Origin of the sequence: Streptomyces sp. NPDC047525, from assembly GCF_040643025.1 — a bacterium.
GTDB lineage: Bacteria > Actinomycetota > Actinomycetes > Streptomycetales > Streptomycetaceae > Streptomyces > Streptomyces durmitorensis.
Genome location: NZ_JBEYTL010000008.1, coordinates 224,848 through 248,364, shown reverse-complemented (window position 1 = coordinate 248,364; position 23,517 = coordinate 224,848). Strand labels below are relative to the sequence as shown.

At 68.2% G+C, this 23,517-nt stretch carries 20 protein-coding genes, 1 tRNA gene and 1 pseudogene; 20 read left to right on the top strand and 2 right to left on the bottom strand.

All coding sequences use genetic code 11. The features are described from left to right. Positions 1-118: 118 nt before the first annotated feature. The 3 genes from ABZ833_RS24580 to ABZ833_RS24570 all read left to right on the top strand — a co-directional run bounded on the left by ABZ833_RS24580 (position 119) and on the right by ABZ833_RS24570 (position 2,301). Positions 119-670: a bifunctional DNA primase/polymerase gene (locus tag ABZ833_RS24580; RefSeq protein WP_361050790.1), complete on the top strand. Its 552-nt coding sequence runs from the start codon at positions 119-121 to the stop codon at positions 668-670. Then, complete coding sequence (locus ABZ833_RS24575) at positions 660-968, top strand: hypothetical protein (RefSeq protein ID WP_361050048.1); 309 nt, start codon at positions 660-662, stop codon at positions 966-968. Before ABZ833_RS24580 ends, ABZ833_RS24575 begins: the two co-directional genes overlap by 11 nt. Before the next feature lie 877 nt (positions 969-1,845). Then, a complete protein-coding gene (locus tag ABZ833_RS24570; RefSeq protein ID WP_361050045.1) occupies positions 1,846-2,301 on the top strand; it encodes a hypothetical protein in 456 nt (151 codons plus the stop codon). Positions 2,302-2,667: 366 nt separating this feature from the next. Here the strand turns inward: ABZ833_RS24570 and ABZ833_RS24565 are convergent, their stop codons facing one another. Then, positions 2,668-4,269, bottom strand: a complete 1,602-nt coding sequence (locus ABZ833_RS24565) for a restriction endonuclease (RefSeq protein ID WP_361050042.1) — start codon at positions 4,267-4,269, stop codon at positions 2,668-2,670. 118 nt (positions 4,270-4,387) lie between these two features. Between ABZ833_RS24565 and ABZ833_RS24560 the strand changes: the two are divergent. Further along, positions 4,388-4,561 (top strand): annotated as a pseudogene (locus ABZ833_RS24560) (site-specific integrase); the annotation flags it as partial. Between the two features lie 270 nt (positions 4,562-4,831). On the opposite strand, the gene ABZ833_RS24555 reads toward ABZ833_RS24560, so the two are convergent. Next, positions 4,832-4,903: transfer RNA gene (locus ABZ833_RS24555), tRNA-Arg, on the bottom strand. Positions 4,904-5,103: 200 nt separating this feature from the next. Here ABZ833_RS24555 and ABZ833_RS24550 point away from each other — a divergent pair. From ABZ833_RS24550 to ABZ833_RS24475, 16 genes are all read left to right on the top strand, one after another. Continuing rightward, positions 5,104-5,610 carry a response regulator gene (locus ABZ833_RS24550; protein WP_361050039.1) on the top strand — a complete coding sequence of 169 codons (507 nt, stop codon included), beginning with the start codon at positions 5,104-5,106 and terminating at the stop codon, positions 5,608-5,610. Between the two features lie 179 nt (positions 5,611-5,789). Then, complete coding sequence (gene nrtL / locus ABZ833_RS24545; protein ID WP_361050036.1) at positions 5,790-6,884, top strand: ArgS-related anticodon-binding protein NrtL; 1,095 nt, start codon at positions 5,790-5,792, stop codon at positions 6,882-6,884. A 44-nt stretch (positions 6,885-6,928) separates the two neighbouring features. Beyond that, complete coding sequence (gene lysA, locus ABZ833_RS24540) at positions 6,929-8,320, top strand: diaminopimelate decarboxylase (protein WP_361050033.1); 1,392 nt, start codon at positions 6,929-6,931, stop codon at positions 8,318-8,320. A 138-nt stretch (positions 8,321-8,458) separates the two neighbouring features. Next, complete coding sequence (locus tag ABZ833_RS24535; protein ID WP_361050030.1) at positions 8,459-9,751, top strand: homoserine dehydrogenase; 1,293 nt, start codon at positions 8,459-8,461, stop codon at positions 9,749-9,751. A gap of 6 nt (positions 9,752-9,757) precedes the next feature. Next, on the top strand, positions 9,758-10,816 hold the full coding sequence (thrC, locus tag ABZ833_RS24530) for a threonine synthase (RefSeq protein ID WP_249587752.1): 1,059 nt from the start codon (positions 9,758-9,760) through the stop codon (positions 10,814-10,816). A 268-nt stretch (positions 10,817-11,084) separates the two neighbouring features. After that, entirely contained in the window at positions 11,085-12,002 is a 918-nt protein-coding gene (gene thrB, locus ABZ833_RS24525) for a homoserine kinase (RefSeq protein WP_249587751.1), read from the top strand. A 373-nt stretch (positions 12,003-12,375) separates the two neighbouring features. Further along, a complete protein-coding gene (gene rho, locus ABZ833_RS24520) occupies positions 12,376-14,451 on the top strand; it encodes a transcription termination factor Rho (protein WP_361050026.1) in 2,076 nt (691 codons plus the stop codon). Between the two features lie 343 nt (positions 14,452-14,794). Next, a complete protein-coding gene (locus ABZ833_RS24515; RefSeq protein WP_361050023.1) occupies positions 14,795-15,916 on the top strand; it encodes an LCP family protein in 1,122 nt (373 codons plus the stop codon). Positions 15,917-16,064: 148 nt separating this feature from the next. Further along, positions 16,065-16,286: a 50S ribosomal protein L31 gene (gene rpmE / locus ABZ833_RS24510; RefSeq protein ID WP_249587748.1), complete on the top strand. Its 222-nt coding sequence runs from the start codon at positions 16,065-16,067 to the stop codon at positions 16,284-16,286. A 134-nt stretch (positions 16,287-16,420) separates the two neighbouring features. After that, positions 16,421-17,497, top strand: a complete 1,077-nt coding sequence (prfA, locus tag ABZ833_RS24505) for a peptide chain release factor 1 (protein WP_361050019.1) — start codon at positions 16,421-16,423, stop codon at positions 17,495-17,497. A 48-nt stretch (positions 17,498-17,545) separates the two neighbouring features. After that, positions 17,546-18,391: a peptide chain release factor N(5)-glutamine methyltransferase gene (gene prmC / locus ABZ833_RS24500; RefSeq protein ID WP_361050016.1), complete on the top strand. Its 846-nt coding sequence runs from the start codon at positions 17,546-17,548 to the stop codon at positions 18,389-18,391. Between the two features lie 47 nt (positions 18,392-18,438). Next, the gene (locus ABZ833_RS24495; RefSeq protein WP_249587745.1) at positions 18,439-19,086 is read left to right on the top strand and encodes an L-threonylcarbamoyladenylate synthase; all 648 of its coding nucleotides are present in this window, start codon (positions 18,439-18,441) and stop codon (positions 19,084-19,086) included. After that, positions 19,083-19,724, top strand: coding sequence for a protein-tyrosine-phosphatase (locus ABZ833_RS24490; RefSeq protein WP_249587744.1), 642 nt, complete (start codon positions 19,083-19,085; stop codon positions 19,722-19,724). The genes ABZ833_RS24495 and ABZ833_RS24490 overlap by 4 nt, the downstream gene beginning before the upstream one ends. A gap of 118 nt (positions 19,725-19,842) precedes the next feature. After that, positions 19,843-21,114, top strand: coding sequence for a serine hydroxymethyltransferase (glyA, locus tag ABZ833_RS24485; RefSeq protein ID WP_361050011.1), 1,272 nt, complete (start codon positions 19,843-19,845; stop codon positions 21,112-21,114). A gap of 130 nt (positions 21,115-21,244) precedes the next feature. Next, entirely contained in the window at positions 21,245-22,579 is a 1,335-nt protein-coding gene (locus ABZ833_RS24480; RefSeq protein ID WP_361050008.1) for an MraY family glycosyltransferase, read from the top strand. Positions 22,580-22,838: 259 nt separating this feature from the next. Then, positions 22,839-23,276, top strand: coding sequence for a hypothetical protein (locus ABZ833_RS24475; protein ID WP_361050005.1), 438 nt, complete (start codon positions 22,839-22,841; stop codon positions 23,274-23,276). The last annotated feature ends 241 nt before the right edge of the window (positions 23,277-23,517 follow it).

Genomic DNA, 23,517 nt, shown 5'->3' with positions numbered 1-23,517 from the left:
GTCATCCCCTGTCCCCTCTCGTCATCTGTCCTGGTCAGGGCCCTGGCCAGGAGTCTGGACGCACGGCAGCACCGAAGCTGCTGACCCAGTCAGACCGAGGTGAGATGACGTGCAGAGGATGACCAGGAGGGGCGTCGAGTGGCTCTCCGCCGCTGCTGACGATCCGGTGATGTGCCGGGCGGTCTGGGAGGACGACCCGCGCACCCCGTGTCTGCTGCCGACCGGTCGTCTCTTCGACGTGGTGACGATAGAGCAGAACACGGGCTTGGAGACTTTCGACCAACTCTTCCGCCGATGCATGCCGTTCGGCCCTGTCATCGCCGACCACAAGGCCCGACGTGTGGGCTTCCTGCTCAACTCCCGTAGCGAGGAGGCCTTCGCGGAATTCCTAGCACGGGAGACTCAGACGCCGCCCGACTACCGCTACTTGAGCCTCGGCTCAGCCGTCGTCGTCCCCGGCCCCATGCCCCTGTCGGGAGACCGCTACCAGTGGCTCCACGCACCGGTACGCCGCCCTGAGGCCAATCCGCTACGTCCGATCGCTCTGGCAACCATGCTCGTCGCCGCCTCTGAACTGCTGGCACGGGTCGACCGGTACGGCGAGAAGTACCCCTCGCCGGCTGCCGTGCACATGGCCGCTCCCGAGAGGTCGGCGACCGATGCGGGATGAACCACGCGACCACCAGGACGCCGCCCAGTGGTCCCCCTTGGACAGCGACGGTTGGTACGCGGCCCGCAACGCGACGACTGCTCTGCGGGACATCCTGACGGCTGCGGGGATGGAAAAGGACTTCCCCTACCTTCGAGCTGACCTCAACGCCTTCGGCCACGGCCTGATCGAACTCGGGAGAGTGTCACCGGCAACGGCGGAACGCCTGGCTGAACTCCTCCGACTCGCGCTGGCGAGCGGGAGGAGCAGCAACAGCGGATCCGACGAAAGCACCGAACAACGGACACGAGAGGACTGACACTAGGACCGACCGGCGAGGAGTCGTTGCCGAGCCTGCCGAGGACTTGAGGCCAGGCGTCCCCTAGGTCCGAGGATGGACGCAGGCCAGGCACAGCGCCGACCTGCTGGCTTCGCAACTCACAGAATTGGGACTGGAATCCGACTTCCCAGGCCTCGCGGCCGACGTGAACGTCTTCGGCGACAGCCTGGTACGCCTCAGCACCATACGTCCAGAGGCTGCGCTACTCCTGGCCCCGTACAGCACCGCTTCTCGGCGGACTGTCGAACGGGGCCACTGTTCTGCACGGCGCTTGCGCCGCAGCCCGGACGAGCGGCAGAGCCAACCGAGAGGCTGGACGAGCTGAACGTCAGAAGACAGCTGACCACCGCTTCAGGAGTTCGATCCGAGCCTGCTCCGGCTCCAGCCGACGACTGCGGCGGCAGTCGGACAGAGACGCTGGTGTATGCCTCCGTCCGACGTCGTTGATGTCAGCCGTGATGCCAGAAGCCTTCGGGTCCCTAGCTCTAGAGAGATCGGTCGCTGACGGTCATGCCGATTGCGTCCCCGTCATACGGGGACGCTACGGGACGGCGTCAGTTGCTGAACTTCGCTGCTATACCGCAGACGGCGGCATAGAGAGTTGCAAGCGCGCCGAGCGGTTGCCAGTGCCGAAGGCTAGGGCGGGTCGTACCCGGCTGAGGCCTGTGCTGATCAATTAGGCGGTGGGTGCTGAAGCGAAATGCCAATAGGTGCAGGTAGCTCGGACTGGCGTCCTCCGCACTACCTGACCCGCGAGTGCGCTGTTGCACGCCTGTCCGCCCCCACCGACAGGCGTCGGGTAGCCCAGCAGCGGGAAGGTGAGCGACTAGCAGGAGAATCTCTCACGGGGGAATAGTTGGCAGCGCTCATATTTGGCCTGATCGCCTCACTTGCTGCAGTGCTCTCCATACTCTTTGCTGCGCGACAAACCCGAGAACTGGCCAGGCAGACTAACATAAACAACGGAATATCTGCCGCATCTGCTGTTCACAATAGCCTGGATAGACTTCACGGTATTGGTAGCGCGCTATTCGAAAACCCGCAATATATACCTTACTTCTATGCGGGAAGTTCGTTGCCTCAGGAAGAAGCCGAAAGGCTTCGGATTCTAGTGCTGGCAGAAATGTTCGCCGACTCCCTTGACTATGGCCTTCTTATTAAGTCGCTAGCGCCTGAAACTGACAACTACGATTGCTGGGATGAGTATGTCGCAGGAATGCTGGAGAGTGCTCCCGCGATTCGGTTTGTTGTAAGTCAGCACCCCACGTGGTGGCCTACGCTTACCCAGCGCTTTCCCAACATCACGTCCTGACATCACCTGAAGACCCGCTAAGCTCTTCCTGATCGGTGAGGGCGCCCCCCAAGCCAGCAATCCTCCTTGTTCTTGAACATCGTGCTCTAGCTTAAGGGTCACAAAGGGGTTTTGGTTTGTCGACCTCCATTGCGTCTCGGGTGGAATGGGAAGCGCCGGGGCGGTGGAGTCTCAATGGGCGACTTATGACGTGTCTTCTTGCCCTGGGTCTTGTCGGGGACCTTGGGGAGCTGGGTTCTTGCTGATCAGGGCGGCGGGCGCATGTGCCTGAGAGGTTGTCATTGGTCGTTGTCGGCTGTTGCCGAGCGGCCTCGGACGGCCCAGGGGCGGCCTCATGGCCCCGCCCCTGAAAGGGCAGGCGTCCCCTCAGCGTGAGGGGCGCCTCTTTGGGGGAACCGGGCCAGGAATCACGTCCTTGCCAAGGTGCTCCTTGATCAAGTACTTGAGCTCTGGTCCTTCGATGAGCTGTAGTCGGCCATGCTGGCGAGCAAAGTCGTGGCTAGCCCTGCCGAACCACGACGTGGTGATGAGGACCCCCTTGGCGGCGCGCTTGTGCTCGACCACTCCGGCGAGTGCCTGGACGGACTCGACGCCCACCAGCCTGGTGTAGCGCTTGGCCTGGATGATGCACTCACCGTTGAAGACGGGGTCCTTGCTGACAGCAATCGCGTCAACGCCCTCGTCCTTCGACGCCTGAGTGTTCCAGGCCTCCATACCGATCGCCTCAAACAGTTGGCGGATCAAGTGCTCGAACTCAGTGGGCGTCAACTTCACCAGCACGGACCTGCTGTCCAGATCAGCCACCACGTCCATGCTGTCCATCAAGCGATACTTCGACAGATCGAACTCGATGATGGGCCGGATCGGTTCGAGGTCGTATGGGTTGGGAGACACCAGCGCGTTGAGTCCCTTGAGGCAGTGCACGGGATCAACCTGGCTGAGTCGGAGCTTCCCGAACTGCTCTCTGCTGGCGCTGAGCGTGACCAGGCAGGGTGATACCTCTTGGCCGGTGGCGCGGTTGATGGTTTTCACGTGGCCGTTCAAGATGACGCCATTGATGATCCGGTCCGGATCGCCTGTCAAGATCTCATGGACCGTCCGCAGAGCGACTTGCGCCAGGACGGAGGCGTAGAGCTCTTTACGCTCTTTCTCCGGCCGAGGCAGCACGGTCGTCTCATCTCGACTCTTCACATACCGATAGCCCCGCGCAGCCGGAACGATCCCCTCCGGGGGCAGGTGGACCTCAACAAGTACGTCACCGGTAGCAGGGCGGAAGGCGATTCGATGCTCGTGCGGGAAGCCCAAGGGGTAACTCGACGCATCCAGCACGGCACCTAGGTGCGCCTCCACTGCCGCGGGCTCCCCGGCTCTGTACGCCTCGCGTTCCTCATCCAACTGCCGGTTGGAGGCGCCAATTTCCTCAAGGGCACGCTCTTCGGCTTGACGGTACTCGGCCTGCTTCCGCTCCAGCGTTGCCAGCCGTTCGTCCTCGGCTCGTCTATGGCGTTCTTGCGCACCGCCGAAGCGCACGCGGGCCTCAGCGACTTCAGCCTCGTAGCGCTTCCTGCCAAGACCCAGAACAGCAGCCAGACCGCCGGGCTCAGGCGGCGCGAACTCCTCCCAGCGCGGGGAGGGTTCCGGTCGAGACCAGGGACGCTCGTCCCACACTCTTGGCTTGTGCGTCCTCCGTCGGCGTTCAAAGGTCGTTGGCGGATCACCGACCAACGCGTCACGGAGCAACTGCCCCAGTTGCTCAACCTCGTGCTCGATCCCGATCGTGCGCACCTGCGCCTGCTCGGCCTGCCGCTCCTGATATGCGGCCTTCCGCTCACGCTCCTGCCGCTTGCTGGCCGTCTCAGCTGCTTTCCGCTCCCGCTCCACCTGACGTGCCTGCTTATCCTGGGCCCGACGTAAGGCTTGCTGTTGCCGCTGGTACTCATTGCCGCGGCTGCTACCACGCTGCGCCACCTGCTAGCCCCTCCCTTGGCTTGGCTCCCCCAGAGCTGCATTCCCCTCTCACCTCGCAGAATCACGCACCGGAGACATCACCTCATCCGGACTTCGGGCACGAGGCGCGGCGACGCCGGGCGTCTCCCAGTGGCTCAACTCCGGTGTACCCGCGCCGGAGGTCGCCGCTCGCGCGGGCCACTCGGTGGACGTCCTTCTGAAGAACTACGCCAAGTGCATCGACGGCCAGGAGCAAGAGATGAACGACCGGATCATGCACGGACTGGGGGAGGAGGACGACACCGAAGACTGACCAACCGCACGACTGGCGAATGCGAGCCCCGGGCTGGGAACGGTCCGGGGCTCGCGCCTGTCCACGTATGGTCCAAAGGGCTATGTTCGGAGGCGGTCGTATGCCTTGTGACGTGCCATGAAGGCCCACAAGATCAACACGCTATTACAGCGTGATCACTGGCAAACGGCTGCTTTCGACGGCATCTGCCTGCACGCGCCTGTAGATACGCGAAGACCCCGGCCTCAGCGTTTCCGCTGGTGACGGGGTCTTCGGGCACCTAATACAAGGTGCCCCCGGCAGGATTCGAACCTGCGCACCCGGCTCCGGAGGCCGATGCTCTATCCCCTGAGCTACGGGGGCGTGTCAGCGCGGTGTTCGCGACGACAAGTAGAACCCTACCAGCTCCTAACGGCTCCCCATGAACAGGTATTTCCCCACCTCCGTGCCGTACTCCGTAGCCGTAGCGCCGCCGCATCCGCACCCTGCGTCCCAGAGGTCACCCTTGGTCCGCCGGACGCTCTGCGTCCGCCCCGCCGCACAGTCCCCCGCACGGGGCGGGAGTGGGGAAAACCCGGACGCGGTGGCGGGCGCGGACCTACTCTCGAGTTGTGTCAGGCGTGTCCGGCCGCGTGCTTGTTGTGGACGACAACAAGGTCATCCGGCAACTGATCAGGGTCAACCTCGAGCTGGAGGGCTTCGAGGTCGTGACCGCGGCCGATGGTGCCGAGTGCCTGGATGTGGTGAACCAGGTCAGGCCCGATGTCGTCACGCTCGACGTGGTGATGCCCCGCCTCGACGGGCTGCGTACCGCCGCTCGGCTGCGCTCCGATCCGCGGACCCGGGATCTGCCCATCGTCATCGTCAGTGCCTGCACCCAGTACGAGGTGGAGAGCGGGCTTGAGGTGGGGGTGGACGCCTTCCTTGCCAAGCCCTTCGAACCTGCCGAACTGCTGGGAATCGTACGGCAGTTGATGGAACGCGGCAGCGAGCGTGGCGGGCGTGGTGCCCTCGGCAATGAGTGCGGGGCCGCCGGGGAGGCCTCCCGCGTCGGCCGTTCCGGCGGCTGACCCAGCGACCGTTCCGGTGGTTGACCCGGCGGCTGTCCCGACGCGCCGCTGCCGATCCGCGAGTCAGCCTCGCCGACCTCGCCTGCGTAGGGGCCACATAGCCCCCTCCCCGTCCACATCCCGGACCATCCGGGAAACCGGGTCGCGTCTCCACCCCCCTCCTCCCATACGCTTGTCCCGTGACCCCCGTCGAGCTCTCCCGCACCGTGCTGCGCGCCATGCGCCGTGCCGTCGATGACGGGGAGCTCAGCGGCCTGGACGACCTCGATGACGTGGGCACGGCCGGGAGGGTCCTCGTCGAGCGGCCCCGGCCCGGCGGCTGCGGGGATTACGCCACCAACGTCGCCCTACAGGTCGCCCGCGCCGCAGGGCGCTCGCCGCTCCAGGTGGCCGAAGTGTTGTCCCCGCGCCTCGCCCGGGAGCCCGGCATCGCGGCCATCGACATCACCGGGCCCGGTTTCCTCAACATCACTCTCGACCAGAGCGGTGACAAGAGCGGCAAGAGTGGCAGCGCCTCCGCCGGTTTCGTAAGGGACGTACTCACCCGCGGCGTCTCCTACGGGCACGTCGAGGCCACCGGCGAAGCCCGACAGCTCCGCTTCCCCCGCGAAGTCCGCGCCGCCGTGCTCGCCGACTCGCTGCGCCGGATCCTCGTATCCCAGGGCGTTCTCGCACGCCTCACCTGCGACGAAGCGCCCGACCCCGGCTGGGGCTCCCTGGGTGTCCACCTCGACGCCCAGGCAGAGCCGACCGCGCAGACGGAGACCCTCCGCCCCGTCCCCGCCCCGCAGGACCCCACCCCCCTCGGCCGCGACGCCGCCCGGTGGGCCCTCCTGTACCCCGCCGCCCACGACCGGCCCCGCATCGGCGACGAGCACGAACATCTGGTCCAGCGCGCCGCCAACCCCCTCTTCCGCGTGCGGTACGCCCACTCCCGCACCCGCGCCCTGACCCGCAACGCCGCCGCCCTCGGCTTCGCCGCCGCCCCCGGCGAGACACATGACGGCGGAGAAGCCCAAGCCCTCCTCGACGCCCTCGCCGACCACCCCCGCGTCCTCGCCGCAGCCGCCCGCCACCGCGCCCCCGACCGCCTCGCCCGGCATCTCGTCACCACCGCCGATGCCTTCCTCGCCTTCAAGCCCGCCGTCCTGCCGCTTGGTGACGAGAAACCCTCGGCCGCCCACCGCGCCCGGCTCGCGCTCGCCGAAGCCGCCGGGACGGTGCTCGCAGGCGGCCTGTCCCTGCTCGGCATCAGTGCCCCCGAGTACTTGTGACACGTGAAGACAGACGTGAATGAAGTGAGAGAGACGACCGCGACATGAGCCGTTCCGCACACCCCGCCGGGCCCCGCCACGCCGACGTACTGCCCGAGGGGCACTACACCGCCCCGGCCGCCGACCTGAACTCCCTCGACCCGAAGGTCTGGTCGCAGACCGTCGGGCGGAGCGCCGACGGCGTCGTCACCGTCGGCGGGATCGAAGTGACCCGGCTCGCCGAGGAGTTCGGCACGCCCGCCTACTTCCTCGACGAGGCCGACTTCCGTGCCCGCTGCCACGCCTGGCGCGGTGCCTTCGGCTCCGACGCCGATGTCTTCTACGCGGGGAAGGCCTTCCTCTCGCGCGCCATCGTGCGGTGGCTGCACGAGGAGGGGCTCAACCTCGATGTGTGCAGCGGCGGCGAGCTCGCCACCGCCCTCGCCGCCGGGATGCCCGCCGACCGCATCGCCTTCCACGGCAACAACAAGACCGAGGACGAGATCGAGCGGGCCGTCGAAGCCGGCGTGGGACGCATCGTGCTCGACTCCTTCCAGGAGATCGCGCGCGTCGCGCACATCGCCGAGCGGCTCGGTGTCCGTCAGCGCGTGCAGATCCGCGTGACCGTCGGCGTCGAGGCCCACACCCACGAGTTCATCGCCACCGCCCACGAGGACCAGAAGTTCGGCATCGCCCTCGCCGGGGGACAGGCCGCCGAGGCTGTGCGGCGGGCGCTCCAGCTCGACGGGCTCGAGCTCATCGGCGTGCACTCGCACATCGGGTCGCAGATCTTCGACATGGCCGGGTTCGAGGTCTCCGCGCGGCGCGTGGTGCAGCTGCTCGCCGAGATCCGTGACGAGCACGGCGTCGAGCTTCCCGAGATCGACCTCGGCGGCGGGCTCGGCATCGCCTACACCTCCGAGGACGACCCCCGCGAGCCGCACGAGATCGCCAAGGCGCTCGGCGAGATCGTCACGCGCGAGTGCGAGGCCGCCGATCTGCGGACCCCTCGTATCTCCGTCGAGCCGGGGCGCGCCATCGTCGGGCCCACCGCCTTCACCCTCTATGAGGTCGGCACCGTCAAGCCGCTCGAAGGACTGCGTACGTACGTCTCCGTCGACGGCGGCATGTCCGACAACATCCGTACCGCTCTCTACGACGCCGAGTACAGCGTCGCGCTCGTCTCGCGCGAGTCCGACGCCGAGCCCATGCTCGTCCGCGTCGTCGGCAAGCACTGCGAGAGCGGGGACATCGTGGTGAAGGACGCGTTCCTGCCGGCCGACCTCGCTCCCGGCGACCTGATCGCCGTGCCCGCGACCGGTGCGTACTGCCGTTCCATGGCGAGCAACTACAACCACGCCCTCCGTCCGCCGGTCGTCGCCGTGCGGGATGGTGAGGCGCGGGTCATCGTCCGGCGCGAGACGGAGGAAGATCTCCTGCGTCTGGATGTCGGCTGAGGAAAAATCGGCCGAGAGGCACTGGCCGGCCAAGTATCGGCCAGTGAAATAGATGTCTCACGATCCGGACCGTGGATAGAAACTGCGATCCGGTGGGTGAGACTGGTCCCACTGTAGATGTATGAGAAGTGAGGTCGGATGATGCGTACGCGTCCGCTGAAGGTGGCGCTGCTGGGCTGTGGGGTTGTCGGCTCAGAGGTGGCGCGCATCATGACGACGCATGCCGACGACCTCACGGCCCGGATCGGTGCCCCGGTCGAGCTCGCCGGGGTCGCCGTCCGCCGCCCGTCGAAGGTGCGGGACGGGATCGACCCCTCGCTGGTCACCACGGACGCGACCGCGCTGGTCAAACGCGGTGACATTGATGTCGTCGTCGAGGTCATCGGGGGCATCGAGCCTGCCAGGACCCTCATCACCACCGCTTTCGAGCACGGCGCGTCCGTCGTCTCCGCGAACAAGGCGCTCATCGCCCAGGACGGCGCCGCGCTGCACGCCGCCGCCCAGGAGCACGGCCGGGATCTGTACTACGAGGCCGCCGTCGCCGGTGCCATTCCGCTGATCCGGCCGCTGCGCGAGTCCCTCGTCGGTGACAAGGTCAACCGCGTCCTGGGCATCGTGAACGGCACGACCAACTTCATCCTCGATGCCATGGACACCACCGGTGCCGGCTATCAGGAAGCCCTCGACGAGGCCACCGCTCTCGGGTACGCCGAGGCCGACCCGACCGCCGACGTCGAAGGCTTCGACGCCGCCGCCAAGGCCGCGATCCTCGCCGGCATCGCCTTCCACACGCGCGTGCGTCTCGACGACGTCTACCGCGAGGGCATGACCGAGGTGACCGCCGCCGACTTCGCGTCCGCGAAGCGCATGGGCTGCACCATCAAGCTGCTCGCCATCTGCGAGCGGGCCGCCGACGGCGGCTCCGTCACCGCGCGCGTGCACCCCGCGATGATTCCGCTCAGCCATCCGCTCGCGTCGGTCCGCGAGGCGTACAACGCGGTCTTCGTGGAAGCGGAGGCCGCGGGCCAGCTCATGTTCTACGGGCCCGGCGCGGGCGGCGCGCCCACCGCGTCGGCCGTCCTCGGCGACCTCGTCGCCGTCTGCCGGAACAAGCTCGGCGAAGCCACCGGGCCCGGCGAATCCGCGTACACCCAGCTGCCCGTGAGCTCCATGGGCGAGGTCGTCACGCGCTACCACATCAGCCTCGACGTAGCCGACAAGCCGGGTGTACTCGCCCAGGTCGCGACGGTCTTCGCCGAGCACGGCGTATCGATCGATACGGTCCGTCAGACGGGCAAGGACGGCGAGGCCTCCCTCGTCGTCGTCACCCACCGCGCGCCCGACGCAGCCCTCACCGGCACCGTCGAGGCGCTGCGGAATCTCGACACCGTGCGTGGTGTCGCCAGCATCATGCGGGTTGAAGGGGAGTAAGCAGCAATGACCCACCAATGGCGCGGAATCATCGAGGAGTACCGGGACCGTCTTCCCGTCTCCGACACGACGCCGGTCGTGACGCTCCGCGAGGGCGGCACGCCGCTCGTACCCGCGCAGGTGCTCTCCGAGCGCACGGGCTGCGAGGTGCATCTCAAGGTCGAGGGCGCCAACCCGACCGGGTCCTTCAAGGACCGCGGCATGACGATGGCGATCACGAAGGCCAAGGAGGAGGGCGCGAAGGCCGTCATCTGCGCCTCCACCGGCAACACGTCGGCCTCGGCCGCCGCCTATGCCGTACGCGCGGGAATGGTCTGCGCGGTCCTCGTGCCGCAGGGCAAGATCGCGCTCGGCAAGATGGGCCAGGCGCTCGTCTACGGCTCGAAGATCCTCCAGGTCGACGGGAACTTCGACGACTGCCTGAACCTCGCCCGCGCGCTCTCCGAGAACTACCCGGTGGCGCTGGTCAATTCGGTCAACCCGTTCCGCATCGAGGGCCAGAAGACCGCGTCCTTCGAGATCGTGGACGCGCTCGGCGACGCCCCCGACATCCACGTCCTGCCGGTCGGCAACGCGGGCAACATCACGGCCTACTGGAAGGGCTACAAGGAGTACGCCGCCGACTCGATCTCGACGCGCACTCCCCGTATGTGGGGCTTCCAGGCTTCCGGTTCCGCGCCCATCGTGCGCGGCGAGATCGTCAAGGACCCGTCGACGATCGCCACCGCGATTCGCATCGGCAACCCCGCGTCGTGGCAATTCGCCCTCGACGCGCGCGACGAGTCGGACGGCTTCATCGACGAGGTGACGGACCGTGAGATCCTGCGCGCCTACAAGCTGTTGGCGTCCCAGGAGGGTGTCTTCGTCGAGCCGGCGTCGGCCGCCTCGGTCGCCGGTCTGCTGAAGGCCGCCGAGCAGGGCAAGGTCGACAAGGGGCAGCGCATCGTCTGCACCGTCACCGGAAACGGCCTCAAGGACCCGGACTGGGCCGTCGCCGGCGCGCCGCAGCCGGTCACGGTCCCGGTCGACTCGGCCGCCGCGGCCGAGCGACTCGGTCTGGCCTGATCACGCCGGTCGCCGTTATCGCAGGCGGCAGGGCGGGCATATCCGTCCGGAAAACCCGCAACTCCGCATAGGGGGTGCACAGGGGGCTTACGACACGCATCGTGCGCCTCCTGTGCGCCCTATGTCGCCACAGAACCTTCCTTCGATAGGCTGTACCTAACCCGCCCCGCCGCATATGCCGCGGTGCTGCCGCAGAGCGGCCTTCGGGTAGTGCCTCATCACGTGGCAAGTCCTCAAAAGATCGCAGCTCAAGGAGAGTCATCGAGCGATGGCCGGTCCCGCGTTCCGCGCCGCCGCCGTCCGGGTGCGCGTCCCCGCCACCAGCGCCAACCTCGGCCCGGGCTTCGACGCCCTCGGGCTGTCGCTGGGTCTGTACGACGACGTCGTCGTGCGGGTGGCCGACACCGGACTGAACATCGACATCGCAGGTGAGGGCAGCGAGACGCTCCCGCGCGACGAGTCGCATCTGCTTGTACGTTCCCTGCGTACCGCCTTCGACCTGCTCGGCGGACAGCCGCGCGGGCTCGAAATCGTCTGCGCCAACCGCATTCCGCACGGCCGGGGCCTCGGTTCCTCGTCCGCCGCCATCTGCGCGGGCATCGTCGCCGCGCGCGCCGTGACGATAGGCGGGGACGCCCGTCTCGACGACAACGCCCTGCTGGAGCTCGCCACCGAGATCGAGGGCCACCCGGACAACGTCGCCGCCTGTCTGCTCGGCGGGTTCACGCTCTCCTGGATGGACGGCGGATCTGCGCGGGCGATCAGGATGGAGCCCGCCGGTTCCATCGTTCCGGTGGTTTTCGTACCGGGAAAGCCCGTCCTCACCGAGACCGCGCGCGGACTGCTCCCGCGCACCGTCCCGCACGTCGACGCGGCCGCCAACGCGGGCCGGGCCGCACTGCTCGTCGAGGCCCTGACCAGGCGCCCCGAGCTGCTGCTTCCCGCAACCGAGGACCGGCTCCACCAGGAGTACCGCGCGCCCGCCATGCCGGAGAGCGCCGCCCTGGTGGAACGCCTGCGCGCGGACGGTGTCCCGGCAATGATCTCCGGCGCGGGACCCACGGTCCTCGCGCTGGCCGATGAGAGTGCGGCGGACAAGGTCGCACGCCTTGCGGGAGAGGGCTGGGCGGCCAATCGTCTGGCGCTCGACGCGACCGGCGCGAGCGTGCTGCCGCTTGCGCCCTGACAGCTGGTAGCCGGATGAGAAGAGGGGGAATGTTTGTTGGATCCGGTAGTGTTAACCTCAAGTCTGCACCCGACCCCACCATGGCGAGGTGCTTTGTGTCCCCGTCCGGGACATCCATCCTTCCGGGAGCCTCCCAAACTGCTCTGTGTCTCGCATTGAGCAGCGCCGAGCACGCTCCGGAACCGGCGTGACCGAGCCGAGTGACACCGCACCTCAGTGGCACCTCACCGGGACTCGCCATCACCAGTGAATTCTTCCGCCGCGCGTTGGCGGACCACCGCCCCGGCACGGTCCACACACCAGAGGACCTCCGGACAGCACAACCGGTCGCCGAGCCAGACAGGCCGACGTCCGCTCCAGGGAAGGACCCTTCGTGAGCGACACCACCGATCTGATGGGCGTGACTGCCGACACGCCCGCCACGGACGCCTCTGCGGCGCCTGCCACCGGTGCTTCGGCCGGGTCCCGGCGGCGCCGCGGCACCGGCCTCGATGGCATGGTGCTGGCGGAACTGCAGCAGGTCGCATCCGGCCTCGGTATCAAGGGCACCGCGCGGATGCGCAAGAGCCAGCTGATCGAGGTCATCAAGGAGGCGCAGGCCGGGGGCGGTGCCCCCGCCAAGAGTGCCGCGCCGTCCGCGTCCGCCACGGACGCCGAGACCAAGCCCAAGCGACGCGCAACCTCGAAGGCCCGGACGGGCGAGGACACCGCAGCGAGCACGGACAAGGGCACCAAGGCGAGCAAGGCCGACAAGGCCGAGCAGACCGCAGGCGCCAAGGCCGAAGAGGCCACCGCCCAGCAGCAGATCGACATCCCGGGCCAGCCCGCGGGTGCCGACAAGGGCGAGCGTCGCGGCCGTCGCCGTGCCACCGCCGACGCGGGCAGCCCCGAGACGGTCACCGCCGAGGCGAAGAGCGAGCCGAAGAACGACGCCAAGAACGAGGCCAGGACGGACGGTTCGTCCGAGGCCAAGGGCGACGGCTCGGGTGACAACGCCGACGGCCGCCGTGAGCGCCGTGACCGCGACCGTCAGGGCCGTGGCCGCGACCGTGACCGCCGTGGCAACAAGGGCGACGACCAGCAGCAGGGGGGCAACCGCCAGCAGGGCGGCGGCCGTCAGGACCGCCAGGACCGTGGCGACCGCCAGGACCGTCAGCAGCGCGACCAGCGGGACAACGGCCCGCAGGACGACTTCGACGACGAGGCGGGTGGCCGTCGCGGCCGCCGTGGCCGCTACCGCGACCGCCGTGGCCGTCGTGGCCGCGACGAGTTCGGCGGCGCCAACGAGCCGCAGGTCGCCGACGACGACGTACTGATCCCCGTCGCGGGCATCCTGGACATCCTCGACAACTACGCGTTCATCCGGACCTCGGGTTACCTCCCGGGCCCGAACGACGTGTACGTGTCGCTCGCCCAGGTCCGCAAGAACGGCCTGCGCAAGGGTGACCACGTCACCGGCGCCGTCCGTCAGCCCAAGGACGGCGAGCGCCGCGAGAAGTTCAACGCGCTCGTCCGCCTCGACTCGGCCAACGGCATGGCGGCCGAATCCGGGCGCGGGCGACCGGAGTTCAACAAGCTGACGCCCCTTTACCCGCAGGACCGGCTCCGTCTGGAGACCGACCCGGGCGTGCTCACCACCCGCATCATCGACCTCGTGTCGCCGATCGGTAAGGGCCAGCGCGGTCTGATCGTGGCTCCGCCGAAGACCGGCAAGACCATGATCATGCAGGCGGTCGCGAACGCGATCACCACGAACAGCCCCGAGTGCCACCTGATGGTCGTCCTGGTCGACGAGCGTCCGGAAGAGGTCACCGACATGCAGCGGTCGGTGAAGGGCGAGGTCATCTCCTCGACCTTCGACCGTCCCGCCGAGGACCACACCACGGTCGCCGAGCTGGCCATCGAGCGCGCCAAGCGTCTCGTGGAGCTGGGTCACGACGTGGTCGTGCTCCTCGACTCGATCACCCGCCTGGGCCGTGCGTACAACCTGGCGGCCCCGGCCTCCGGCCGCATCCTGTCCGGTGGTGTCGACTCGACCGCGCTCTACCCGCCGAAGCGCTTCTTCGGTGCGGCGCGCAACATCGAGGACGGCGGCTCGCTGACCATCCTCGCCACCGCGCTCGTCGACACCGGTTCGCGCATGGACGAGGTGATCTTCGAGGAGTTCAAGGGCACCGGCAACATGGAGCTCAAGCTCGACCGGAAGCTCTCGGACAAGCGCATCTTCCCGGCGGTGGACGTCGACGCGTCCTCCACCCGCAAGGAAGAGATCCTCCTCAACGCGGAGGAGCTCGCGATCGTCTGGAAGCTGCGCCGGGTGCTGCACGCGCTCGACTCGCAGCAGGCCATCGAGCTGCTTCTCGACAAGATGAAGCAGACGAAGTCGAACGCCGAGTTCCTCATGCAGATCGCGAAGACGACCCCGACGCCGGGCAACGGCAACGACTAGTCCTCGTGTAGTCCTCGCGCGAATCGCGCACGCAAAGGGCCGCTCCCGTCATCCGGCGGGGGCGGCCCTTTGCGCTGAATGACCTTGGCCACACACCTAAGAGATTCTTACGGTCACGGGCAGTAGCCCCATGACGGAAAAAACCGCAGGTGAGAAGCTGGAAGGGCGGGGCGGGAGTGCACGATGCGTCACGAGCGCGCGCCGGGGCGCCCACAAAGCGCTGTGCAACCCTTCTTTCGGTTTCCACGTCTGACTAGTGACGACAGAACGCTGACTACTGACGACAAACCGTGCCTGACCCTGAAAGCAGGGGGTAACCGACCCGACGAGGACTGAGGAGCACATGACCGACGAGAGCGCACCCGCGGATACGGCACCGAAGCGCCCCAAGGGCGGTGGCGGTCGGCGTCGCAAGCCGCGCGACAAGCGCCGGAAGGTCCTCGTCGTCACCGCGTGGACCGCGGCATCGGTGGTCGTCCTCGGCGGTGCTGGCCTCGGCTTCGTGTACTTCAAGCTCAACGGCAACATCAAGGGCGTCGACATCAACGCGGCGCTCGGCACGGACCGCCCCGAGAACGTCGACAACGGCTCGCAGGACATCCTCGTCCTCGGCTCCGACTCCCGCTCCGGCGACAACGCCAAGTACGGCAAGGACGAGGGCGCCGCCCGCTCGGACACGGCGATGGTCGTGCACGTGAACAAGGGCCACAAGACGGCCAGCGTCGTCTCGATACCCCGCGACACCCTCATATCCCGCCCCGAGTGCAAGACGGACGACGGCGAGACGGATCCCGGTGGCCAGCGGCAGATGTTCAACACGGCGTACGAGGTCGGCGGCCCCGCCTGTGCCGTCAAGACCGTGGAGAAAATGTCCGGCATCCGGATGGATCACTATGTGGAAGTCGACTTCACGGGCTTCAAGAAGCTGATCAACACCCTCGGTGGCGTCGAGATCACCACCAAGAAGGCCATCCGCGACAAGGACAGCCATCTGAACCTCGACGCGGGCACGCACCAGCTCACCGGCGAGCAGGCCCTCGGCCTGGTCCGCACCCGGCACGGCGTGGGCGACGGCAGCGACCTCGGCCGCATCCAGCTGCAGCAGGCCTTCATCAAGGCCCTGATCCACCAGGTCAACGACGTCGGCGTCTTCAGCAACCCGAAGAAGCTCTACGACCTGGCGAACGACGCGACCAGCGCCATCACCACCGACTCGGACCTGAACGACGTCAAGAGCCTGGCGGGCTTCGCCGGCGGCCTCAAGGGCATCGGCGCGGGCGACATGAAGATGGTGACCCTGCCCATCCAGTACGACCCCGCCGACCCCAACCGCGTCCTTCCCCTGGAGAAGGCCGACCGGCAGGTCTGGGCGGCGCTCAAGGCCGACAAGCCGATCCCCAAGTCCGCCACCGAGAAGTCCGCGGGCGACAAGGGCGACGCGAGCGACGTCGTGACCAGCAACTAGCGGAGTTAGTAGCCCGCCGGGAATAGAACAGCTCCCACCCCGGTTTGGGCAGATGCGGCCGGTCCTGGCAGACTGGTACGTCGGCCCCGGTTCACGTACGAGCAATCCGCGCGTACGACCCGGCGCCCTCCCGAAACTAGGAGACACCTTGAAGCGCGAGATCCACCCCGAGTACGTCGAGACCCAGGTCAGCTGCACCTGTGGCGCCGAATTCACCACCCGCAGCACGATCTCCAGCGGCACCGTCCGCGCCGAGGTCTGCTCCGAGTGCCACCCGTTCTACACGGGCAAGCAGAAGATCCTCGACACCGGTGGCCGCGTGGCCCGCTTCGAGGCCCGCTTCGGCAAGGCTGCCGCCGCCAACAAGTAGCGAGCCACTGCGCCGGTCTTCGGCCGCCCCCGGGAGGGGGCGGTTGGGACCGGCGCTTTGCCGTCTGATCGCAGCAGCCATGCCGCGTCGCCATGTCGCGCAGAACCTTCGCGTAGAAAACTCAGGAGACCCCGATGTTCGAGGCGGTCGAGGAACTGATCGGCGAGCACGCCGATCTGGAGACAAAGCTCGCGGACCCCTCGGTCCACGCCGACCAGGCCAACGCGCGCAAGCTCAACAAGCGCTACGCCGAGCTGACCCCGATCGTCTCGACGTACCGCGCCTGGAAGCAGACCGGCGAGGACATCACGACGGCCCGTGAACTGGCCGCGGAGGACCCTGAGTTCGCCGCCGAGGTCAAGGACATGGAGAAGCAGCGCGAGGAGATCACCGAGAAGCTGCGGCTCCTCCTGGTGCCCCGGGACCCCAACGACGACAAGGACGTCATCCTCGAGGTCAAGGCGGGCGCGGGCGGCGACGAGTCGGCGCTCTTCGCCGGCGACCTCCTTCGCATGTACCTGCGGTACGCGGAGCGCGTCGGCTGGAAGACCGAGATCATCGACGCCACCGAGTCCGAGCTCGGCGGCTACAAGGACGTCCAGGTCGCCGTGAAGACCAAGGGCGGCAACGGCGCGACCGAGCCCGGCCAGGGTGTCTGGGCGCGCCTGAAGTACGAGGGCGGCGTGCACCGCGTGCAGCGCGTGCCCTCGACCGAGTCGCAGGGCCGGATCCACACCTCCGCGGCCGGCGTCCTGGTGACGCCCGAGGCCGAGGAGGTCGACGTGGAGATCCACGCCAACGACCTGCGCATCGACGTCTACCGCTCGTCGGGCCCCGGCGGCCAGTCGGTCAACACCACCGACTCCGCGGTGCGCATCACGCACCTGCCCACCGGCGTCGTGGCGTCCTGCCAGAACGAGAAGAGCCAGCTGCAGAACAAGGAGCAGGCGATGCGTATCCTGCGCTCCAGGCTCCTTGCCGCGGCTCAGGAGGAAGCGGAGAAGGAGGCGGCGGACGCCCGTCGCAGCCAGGTCCGCACCGTCGACCGCTCCGAGAAGATCCGGACGTACAACTTCCCGGAAAACCGGATCTCGGACCACCGCGTCGGCTTCAAGGCGTACAACTTGGACCAGGTGCTCGACGGAGACCTCGACGCGGTCATCCAGGCCTGCGTCGACGCGGACTCCGCAGCCAAGCTCGCGGCAGCCTGAGCCACGCCCGCACCCGCCCATCGCTCAGCTCAGCCCCGGAGGACCAGCGTGAACCTGCTGCTCGCGGAAGTGGCCCAGGCCACCCAGCGGCTGGCCGACGCCGGCGTGCCCTCGCCGCGCAACGACGCGGAGGAGCTCGCCGCCTTCGTGCACGGCGTGAAGCGGGGCGAGCTGCACTCCGTCAAGGACTCCGACTTCGACGCCCGCTACTGGGAGACGATCGCGCGCCGTGAGGCCCGTGAGCCGCTCCAGCACATCACCGGGCGCGCCTTCTTCCGCTATCTCGAACTGCAGGTGGGCCCCGGTGTCTTCGTGCCGCGCCCCGAGACCGAGTCGGTCGTCGGCTGGGCCATAGACGCCGTGCGCGCGATGGACGTGGTCGAGCCGCTCATCGTCGATCTGTGTACGGGCTCCGGTGCCATCGCCCTGGCCATGGCGCAGGAGGTCCCGCGCTCGCGTGTGCACGCCGTGGAGCTGTCCGAGGACGCCCTGAAGTGGACGCGCAAGAACGTCGAGGGGTCCAGGGTCAAGCTCTCCCAGGGCGATGCGCGCGACGCCCTGCCGGAGCTCGACGGCCAGGTCGACCTCCTCATCTCGAACCCGCCGTACATCCCGCTCACGGAGTGGGAGTACGTCGCTCCGGAAGCCCGGGACTACGACCCGGAACTGTCGCTCTTCTCCGGCGAGGACGGCCTCGACCTGATCCGCGGCATCGAGCGCACCGCACACCGCCTCCTGCGGCCCGGCGGAGTCGTCGTCATCGAGCACGCCGACACCCAGGGCGGCCAGGTGCCGTGGATCTTCACCGAGGAGCGGGGCTGGGCCGACGCGGCCGACCACCCCGACCTCAACAACCGGCCGAGGTTCGCGACCGCCCGCAAGGCGATGCCGTGAGCACACCCACTTCAAGCCAGCAGTACGTGTACGAGGAGGCCAGCTAGATGGCACGGCGATACGACACCAATGACGCGACCGACCGTACGACCGGTCTGCGCGAGGCCGCGTCGGCCGTCCGCCGTGGCGAGCTGGTCGTCCTGCCCACCGACACCGTCTACGGCATCGGTGCCGACGCCTTCACGCCGGAGGCATGCGCCGACCTGCTCGACGCCAAGGGCCGTGGCCGCAATATGCCCACTCCTGTCCTCATCGGCTCCCCGAACACGCTGCACGGCCTGGTCACCGACTTCTCCGAGTCGGCCTGGGAGCTCGTCGACGCCTTCTGGCCCGGTGCGCTGACCCTGGTCGCCAAGCAGCAGCCCTCGCTCCAGTGGGACCTCGGGGACACCCGTGGGACCGTCGCGATCCGGATGCCGCTGCACCCCGTCGCCATCGAACTGCTCACCGAGGTCGGCCCCATGGCGGTCTCGTCGGCGAACCTCACCGGGCACCCCGCCCCGGAGGACTGTGACGCCGCGCAGGAGATGCTCGGCGACTCCGTCTCCGTGTACCTGGACGGCGGCCCGACGCCGGGCATCGTCCCCTCCTCGATCGTGGACGTCACCGGGAAGGTGCCGGTACTGCTGCGCGCGGGTGCCCTGGACGCGGAGGAGCTCCGCAAGGTGGTACCCGACCTCGAGGTGGCGAATTGACAGCCCCTGAGACGGGGCGTGGCATAGCGGCTTATCCCGGTTCGTTCCGCATCCTCCACGTCAGCACCGGCAATGTGTGCCGCTCGCCCATCACCGAGCGGCTGACCAGGCATGCCCTGGCCGACCGCCTGGGTGATCCCTTCACCGGCGGCCTGATCGTGGAGAGCGCGGGCACGTGGGGGCACGAGGGCGCCCCCATGGAGACCAACGCCGAGGCGGTGCTCGCGGACTTCGGAGCGGACGCCTCCGGCTTCAAAGGGCGCGAACTCCTCGACGAGCACGTCATCCGTGCGGACCTCGTCCTGACGGCGACCCGGGACCACCGGGCGCAGGTCATCTCGATGGGCCACTCGGCGGGTCTTCGCACGTTCACCCTCAAGGAGTTCACGCGGCTCGTGCGGGCCATAGACCCGGCGACGCTGCCTGATGTCGACGGGGGCGTCGTCGAGCGGGCCAGGGCCCTGGTGAGGGCCGCCGCGGCGCTGCGTGGCTGGCTCCTGGCGCCCACGGCAGAGGCGGACGAGGTGTACGACCCCTACGGGGCGCCGCTGCCCTTCTTCCGCTCGGTGGGCGACGAGATCAACGAAGCGCTGGATCCGGTGGTGACGGCGCTGACGGGCGTGCGGGCCAAGGCGTAAACCTTTCTCTTCGTGTCGCCTCGCATCTCGCGGAAAGATCGGGCCGACGCCGCGCGGGCACCGTGTGGCAGGCCTACATTGGAGGGACCCTCACCCCTCGCGAGGCCCGGAGCCCAAGATGCCGGTCAGCACCGCACCCACCGCCGCCGCGACGGCGCCCGCTGACTTCGCCGCGCTCCGCGGCGCGGACCCCCAGATGGCGGAGGTCCTCCTGGCCGAGCAGGACCGCCAGGCGTCGTCCCTCCAGCTCATCGCCGCCGAGAACTTCACCTCACCGGCGGTCCTGGCGGCCCTGGGCTCGCCGCTGGCCAACAAGTACGCCGAGGGCTACCCCGGCGCCCGCCACCACGGCGGCTGCGAGCTGGTGGACGTCGCCGAGCGCATCGCCATCGACCGCGCCAAGGCGCTCTTCGGCGCCGAGCACGCCAATGTGCAGCCGCACTCCGGCTCCTCCGCGGTCCTGGCCGCGTACGCCGCCCTGCTGCGCCCCGGCGACACGGTCCTGGCCATGGGCCTGCCGTACGGCGGCCACCTCACGCACGGCTCGCCCGCGAACTTCTCGGGGCGCTGGTTCGACTTCGTGGGCTACGGCGTCGACCCGGAGAGCGGCCTCATCGACTACGACCAGGTCCGCGTCCTGGCCCGCTCGCACCGGCCGAAGGCGATCGTCTGCGGCTCCATCGCCTACCCCCGGCACATCGACTACGCGGCCTTCCGCGACATCGCCGACGACGTGGGGGCGTACCTCATAGCCGACGCGGCCCACCCGATCGGCCTGGTCGCCGGGGGAGCGGCCCCCAACCCCGTGCCGTACGCCGACGTCGTCTGCGCCACGACCCACAAGGTGCTCCGCGGCCCGCGCGGCGGCCTGATCCTGTGCGGGGCCGAGCTCGCGTCACGCATCGACCGGGCCGTGTTCCCCTTCACGCAGGGCGGTGCGCAGATGCACACGATCGCCGCCAAGGCGGTCGCGTTCGGCGAGGCGGAGACCCCGGCCTTCACCGCGTACGCCCATCAGGTCGTCGCCAACGCCCGCATCCTCGCCCAGGCCCTGGCCGCCGCGGGCTGCGCGATCACCACCGGCGGCACCGACACGCATCTGATCCTGGCCGACACCACGCCCCTGGGCATCGACGCGCACACCGCCCGCGGCCGACTCGCCGCCTGCGGCCTGGTCCTCGACACGTGCGCCCTGCCCTACGCCGACGGGCGCGGACTGCGGCTCGGCACCGCGGCCGTGACCACGCAGGGCATGGGGGACGCGGAGATGATGCGGATCGCGGGGCTCTTCGCCGACGCGGTGGGTGAGCAGTCCAAGGAGGCGAACGACTCGAAAGTACGAGAGGAAGTGCGTGAACTGGTGGGCAGATTTCCGCCGTATCCGGACTAGGTCGGGGCAGACGCGTCAGGGGAAGGCGCGTACTCGTGCAACCATCGTCGCTACCCGGAAGTCCCCAACCGTATGCACGCAGAGCTAGGGTGTGGGGCTGAGATGGCCAGCGATACCTGTGGGGAAGCCCGTGCGTGAATACCTGCTGACGCTCTGCATCACGGCCGCGGTGACTTACTTGCTGACCGGCCCGGTGCGGAAGTTCGCGATCGTGGCCGGCGCCATGCCGGAGATCCGCGCCCGCGACGTGCACCGGGAGCCAACGCCCCGGCTCGGCGGTATCGCGATGTTCTTCGGGCTGTGCGCCGGTCTCCTTGTCGCCGACCACCTGCCGAACCTGAACGACGTCTTCGAGCGGTCCAACGAACCGCGCGCCCTGCTCTCCGGTGCCGCGCTGATCTGGCTGATCGGCGTCCTTGACGACAAGTTCGAGATCGACGCCCTGATCAAGCTGGGCGGCCAGATGATCGCCGCGGGCGTCATGGTCCTCCAGGGCCTGACGATCCTGTGGATCCCGGTCCCGGGCTACGGCATGGTCCTCCTGGACCAGGGCCAGGGCACGCTCCTGACGGTCGCGCTCGTCGTGATCACCATCAACGCGGTGAACTTCGTGGACGGCCTCGACGGCCTCGCCGCGGGCATGGTGTGCATCGCGGCCACGGCGTTCTTCCTGTACGCCTACCGCCTCTGGTACGGCTACGGCATCGAGGCCGCGGCCCCCGCGACGCTCTTCGCCGCGATCCTGATCGGCATGTGCCTGGGCTTCCTGCCGCACAACATCCATCCCGCCCGGATCTTCATGGGGGACTCGGGCTCGATGCTGATCGGTCTGGTCCTCGCGGCGGGTGCGATCTCCGCCACAGGGCAGATCGACGGCGACGCCCTGAAGCTGAACTTCGGCGGCACCCGCGATGCCACGCACGCGATGCTCCCGGTCTTCATCCCGCTCCTGATGCCGCTGACGATCATCGCGATCCCGTTCGCCGACCTGGTCCTCGCGATCGTCCGGCGTACGTGGAACGGCAAGTCGCCGTTCGCCGCCGACCGCGGACACCTCCACCACCGCCTCCTGGAGATCGGCCACTCCCACAGCCGTGCAGTGCTGATCATGTACTTCTGGTCGGCCCTGATCGGCTTCGGGACGGTGGCCTACTCGGTCCACTCGGCCAGCATGTGGATCTTGTTCGCGATCGTCGCCCTGAGCGCGGTGGGCCTCGTGCTGCTCCTGCTGCCGCGGTTCACCCCGCACATCCCGCGCTGGGCCGAGTCCTTCGTGCCGCCGCGCTACCGGCGGCGCAAGGGAGCGGCCTCGACCGCCCCCGCGGCCGACGGGGCGGATGCGACGGACGAGACGGGAGCGGAAGCAGAGGACCGTCCTCCGGTCGGGTCAGGCGTCAACGGGGCGACGGCCGTTGGCACCCGCTCGCGCTTCGAGGATCGGCACAAGGCCGAGTCGTCGAGCTGACGCCTGCGTCAAACTCGCCCAATACCAGACAAGTTGCCGCGCTGCGTGCACAGACGCGCGGGTTAACTCTCATGTGTGACAGCGAGCACACCTAGCAGGTAAAGACCTCATCAAATAGTTTGTGATACCGTTCACGAAACCAGGGGATAGAGCCGAAGGACCGTAGTGCGACGGTCCATTGGCCCGAGGGACACTCTCGACCCCGGACTACGCTCGTCCATGACGACACCCTGCCCCCATCAGTAAGCGGAGCGCCGCCATGCCGTCTCAAGACACCCGAACTCTCCTTCAGTCCGCCGTACCCACTGCTGCCGCCGGTGCGATCACCGCTGCGGTCAGTGCCGTGGTCGCGGGCGGCAAGGGAGCGCTCGGTGCGGTCGTCGGCACACTGGTGGTCATCGCCTTCATGGGGCTCGGGATGTTCGTACTCCAGCGCACGGCGAAATCGCTTCCGCAGTTGTTCCAGGCGATGGGGCTGATGCTCTACGTCGCCCAACTCCTGCTGCTTCTTGTCTTCGTGGCTCTCTTCAAGGACACCACGTTGTTCAACCCCAAGGCATTCGCCGTGGGTCTTGTGGTCGCGACCGTCGTGTGGATGGCGTCGCAGGCCCGCGCGTTCATGAAGGCCAAGATCCTTTACGTTGAACCCGACTCCGAGCAGAAGGACAAGCCGGAGAAGTCGGGGTCCTCGACGTGAAGGGTAGGGCCGGGATAAATGCGCGTTCGAGATGCTGCTATCGTCCGGTGCCAACTGCGGCACTGCTGGCGCGGGCATCTGAGCTGACGCCTGCACGATCGCGAGGCTCGATGCCTGAACGCCGCGCCCACATCCGAAACACCAGTCTGGTGCCGAATCGCGGCTGCGCGCCGCGCCGACACGACAACGAGGTTGCCGTACCTATGCGTCACGCCGAAGGAGCCCGCGGTGAGTGCTGACC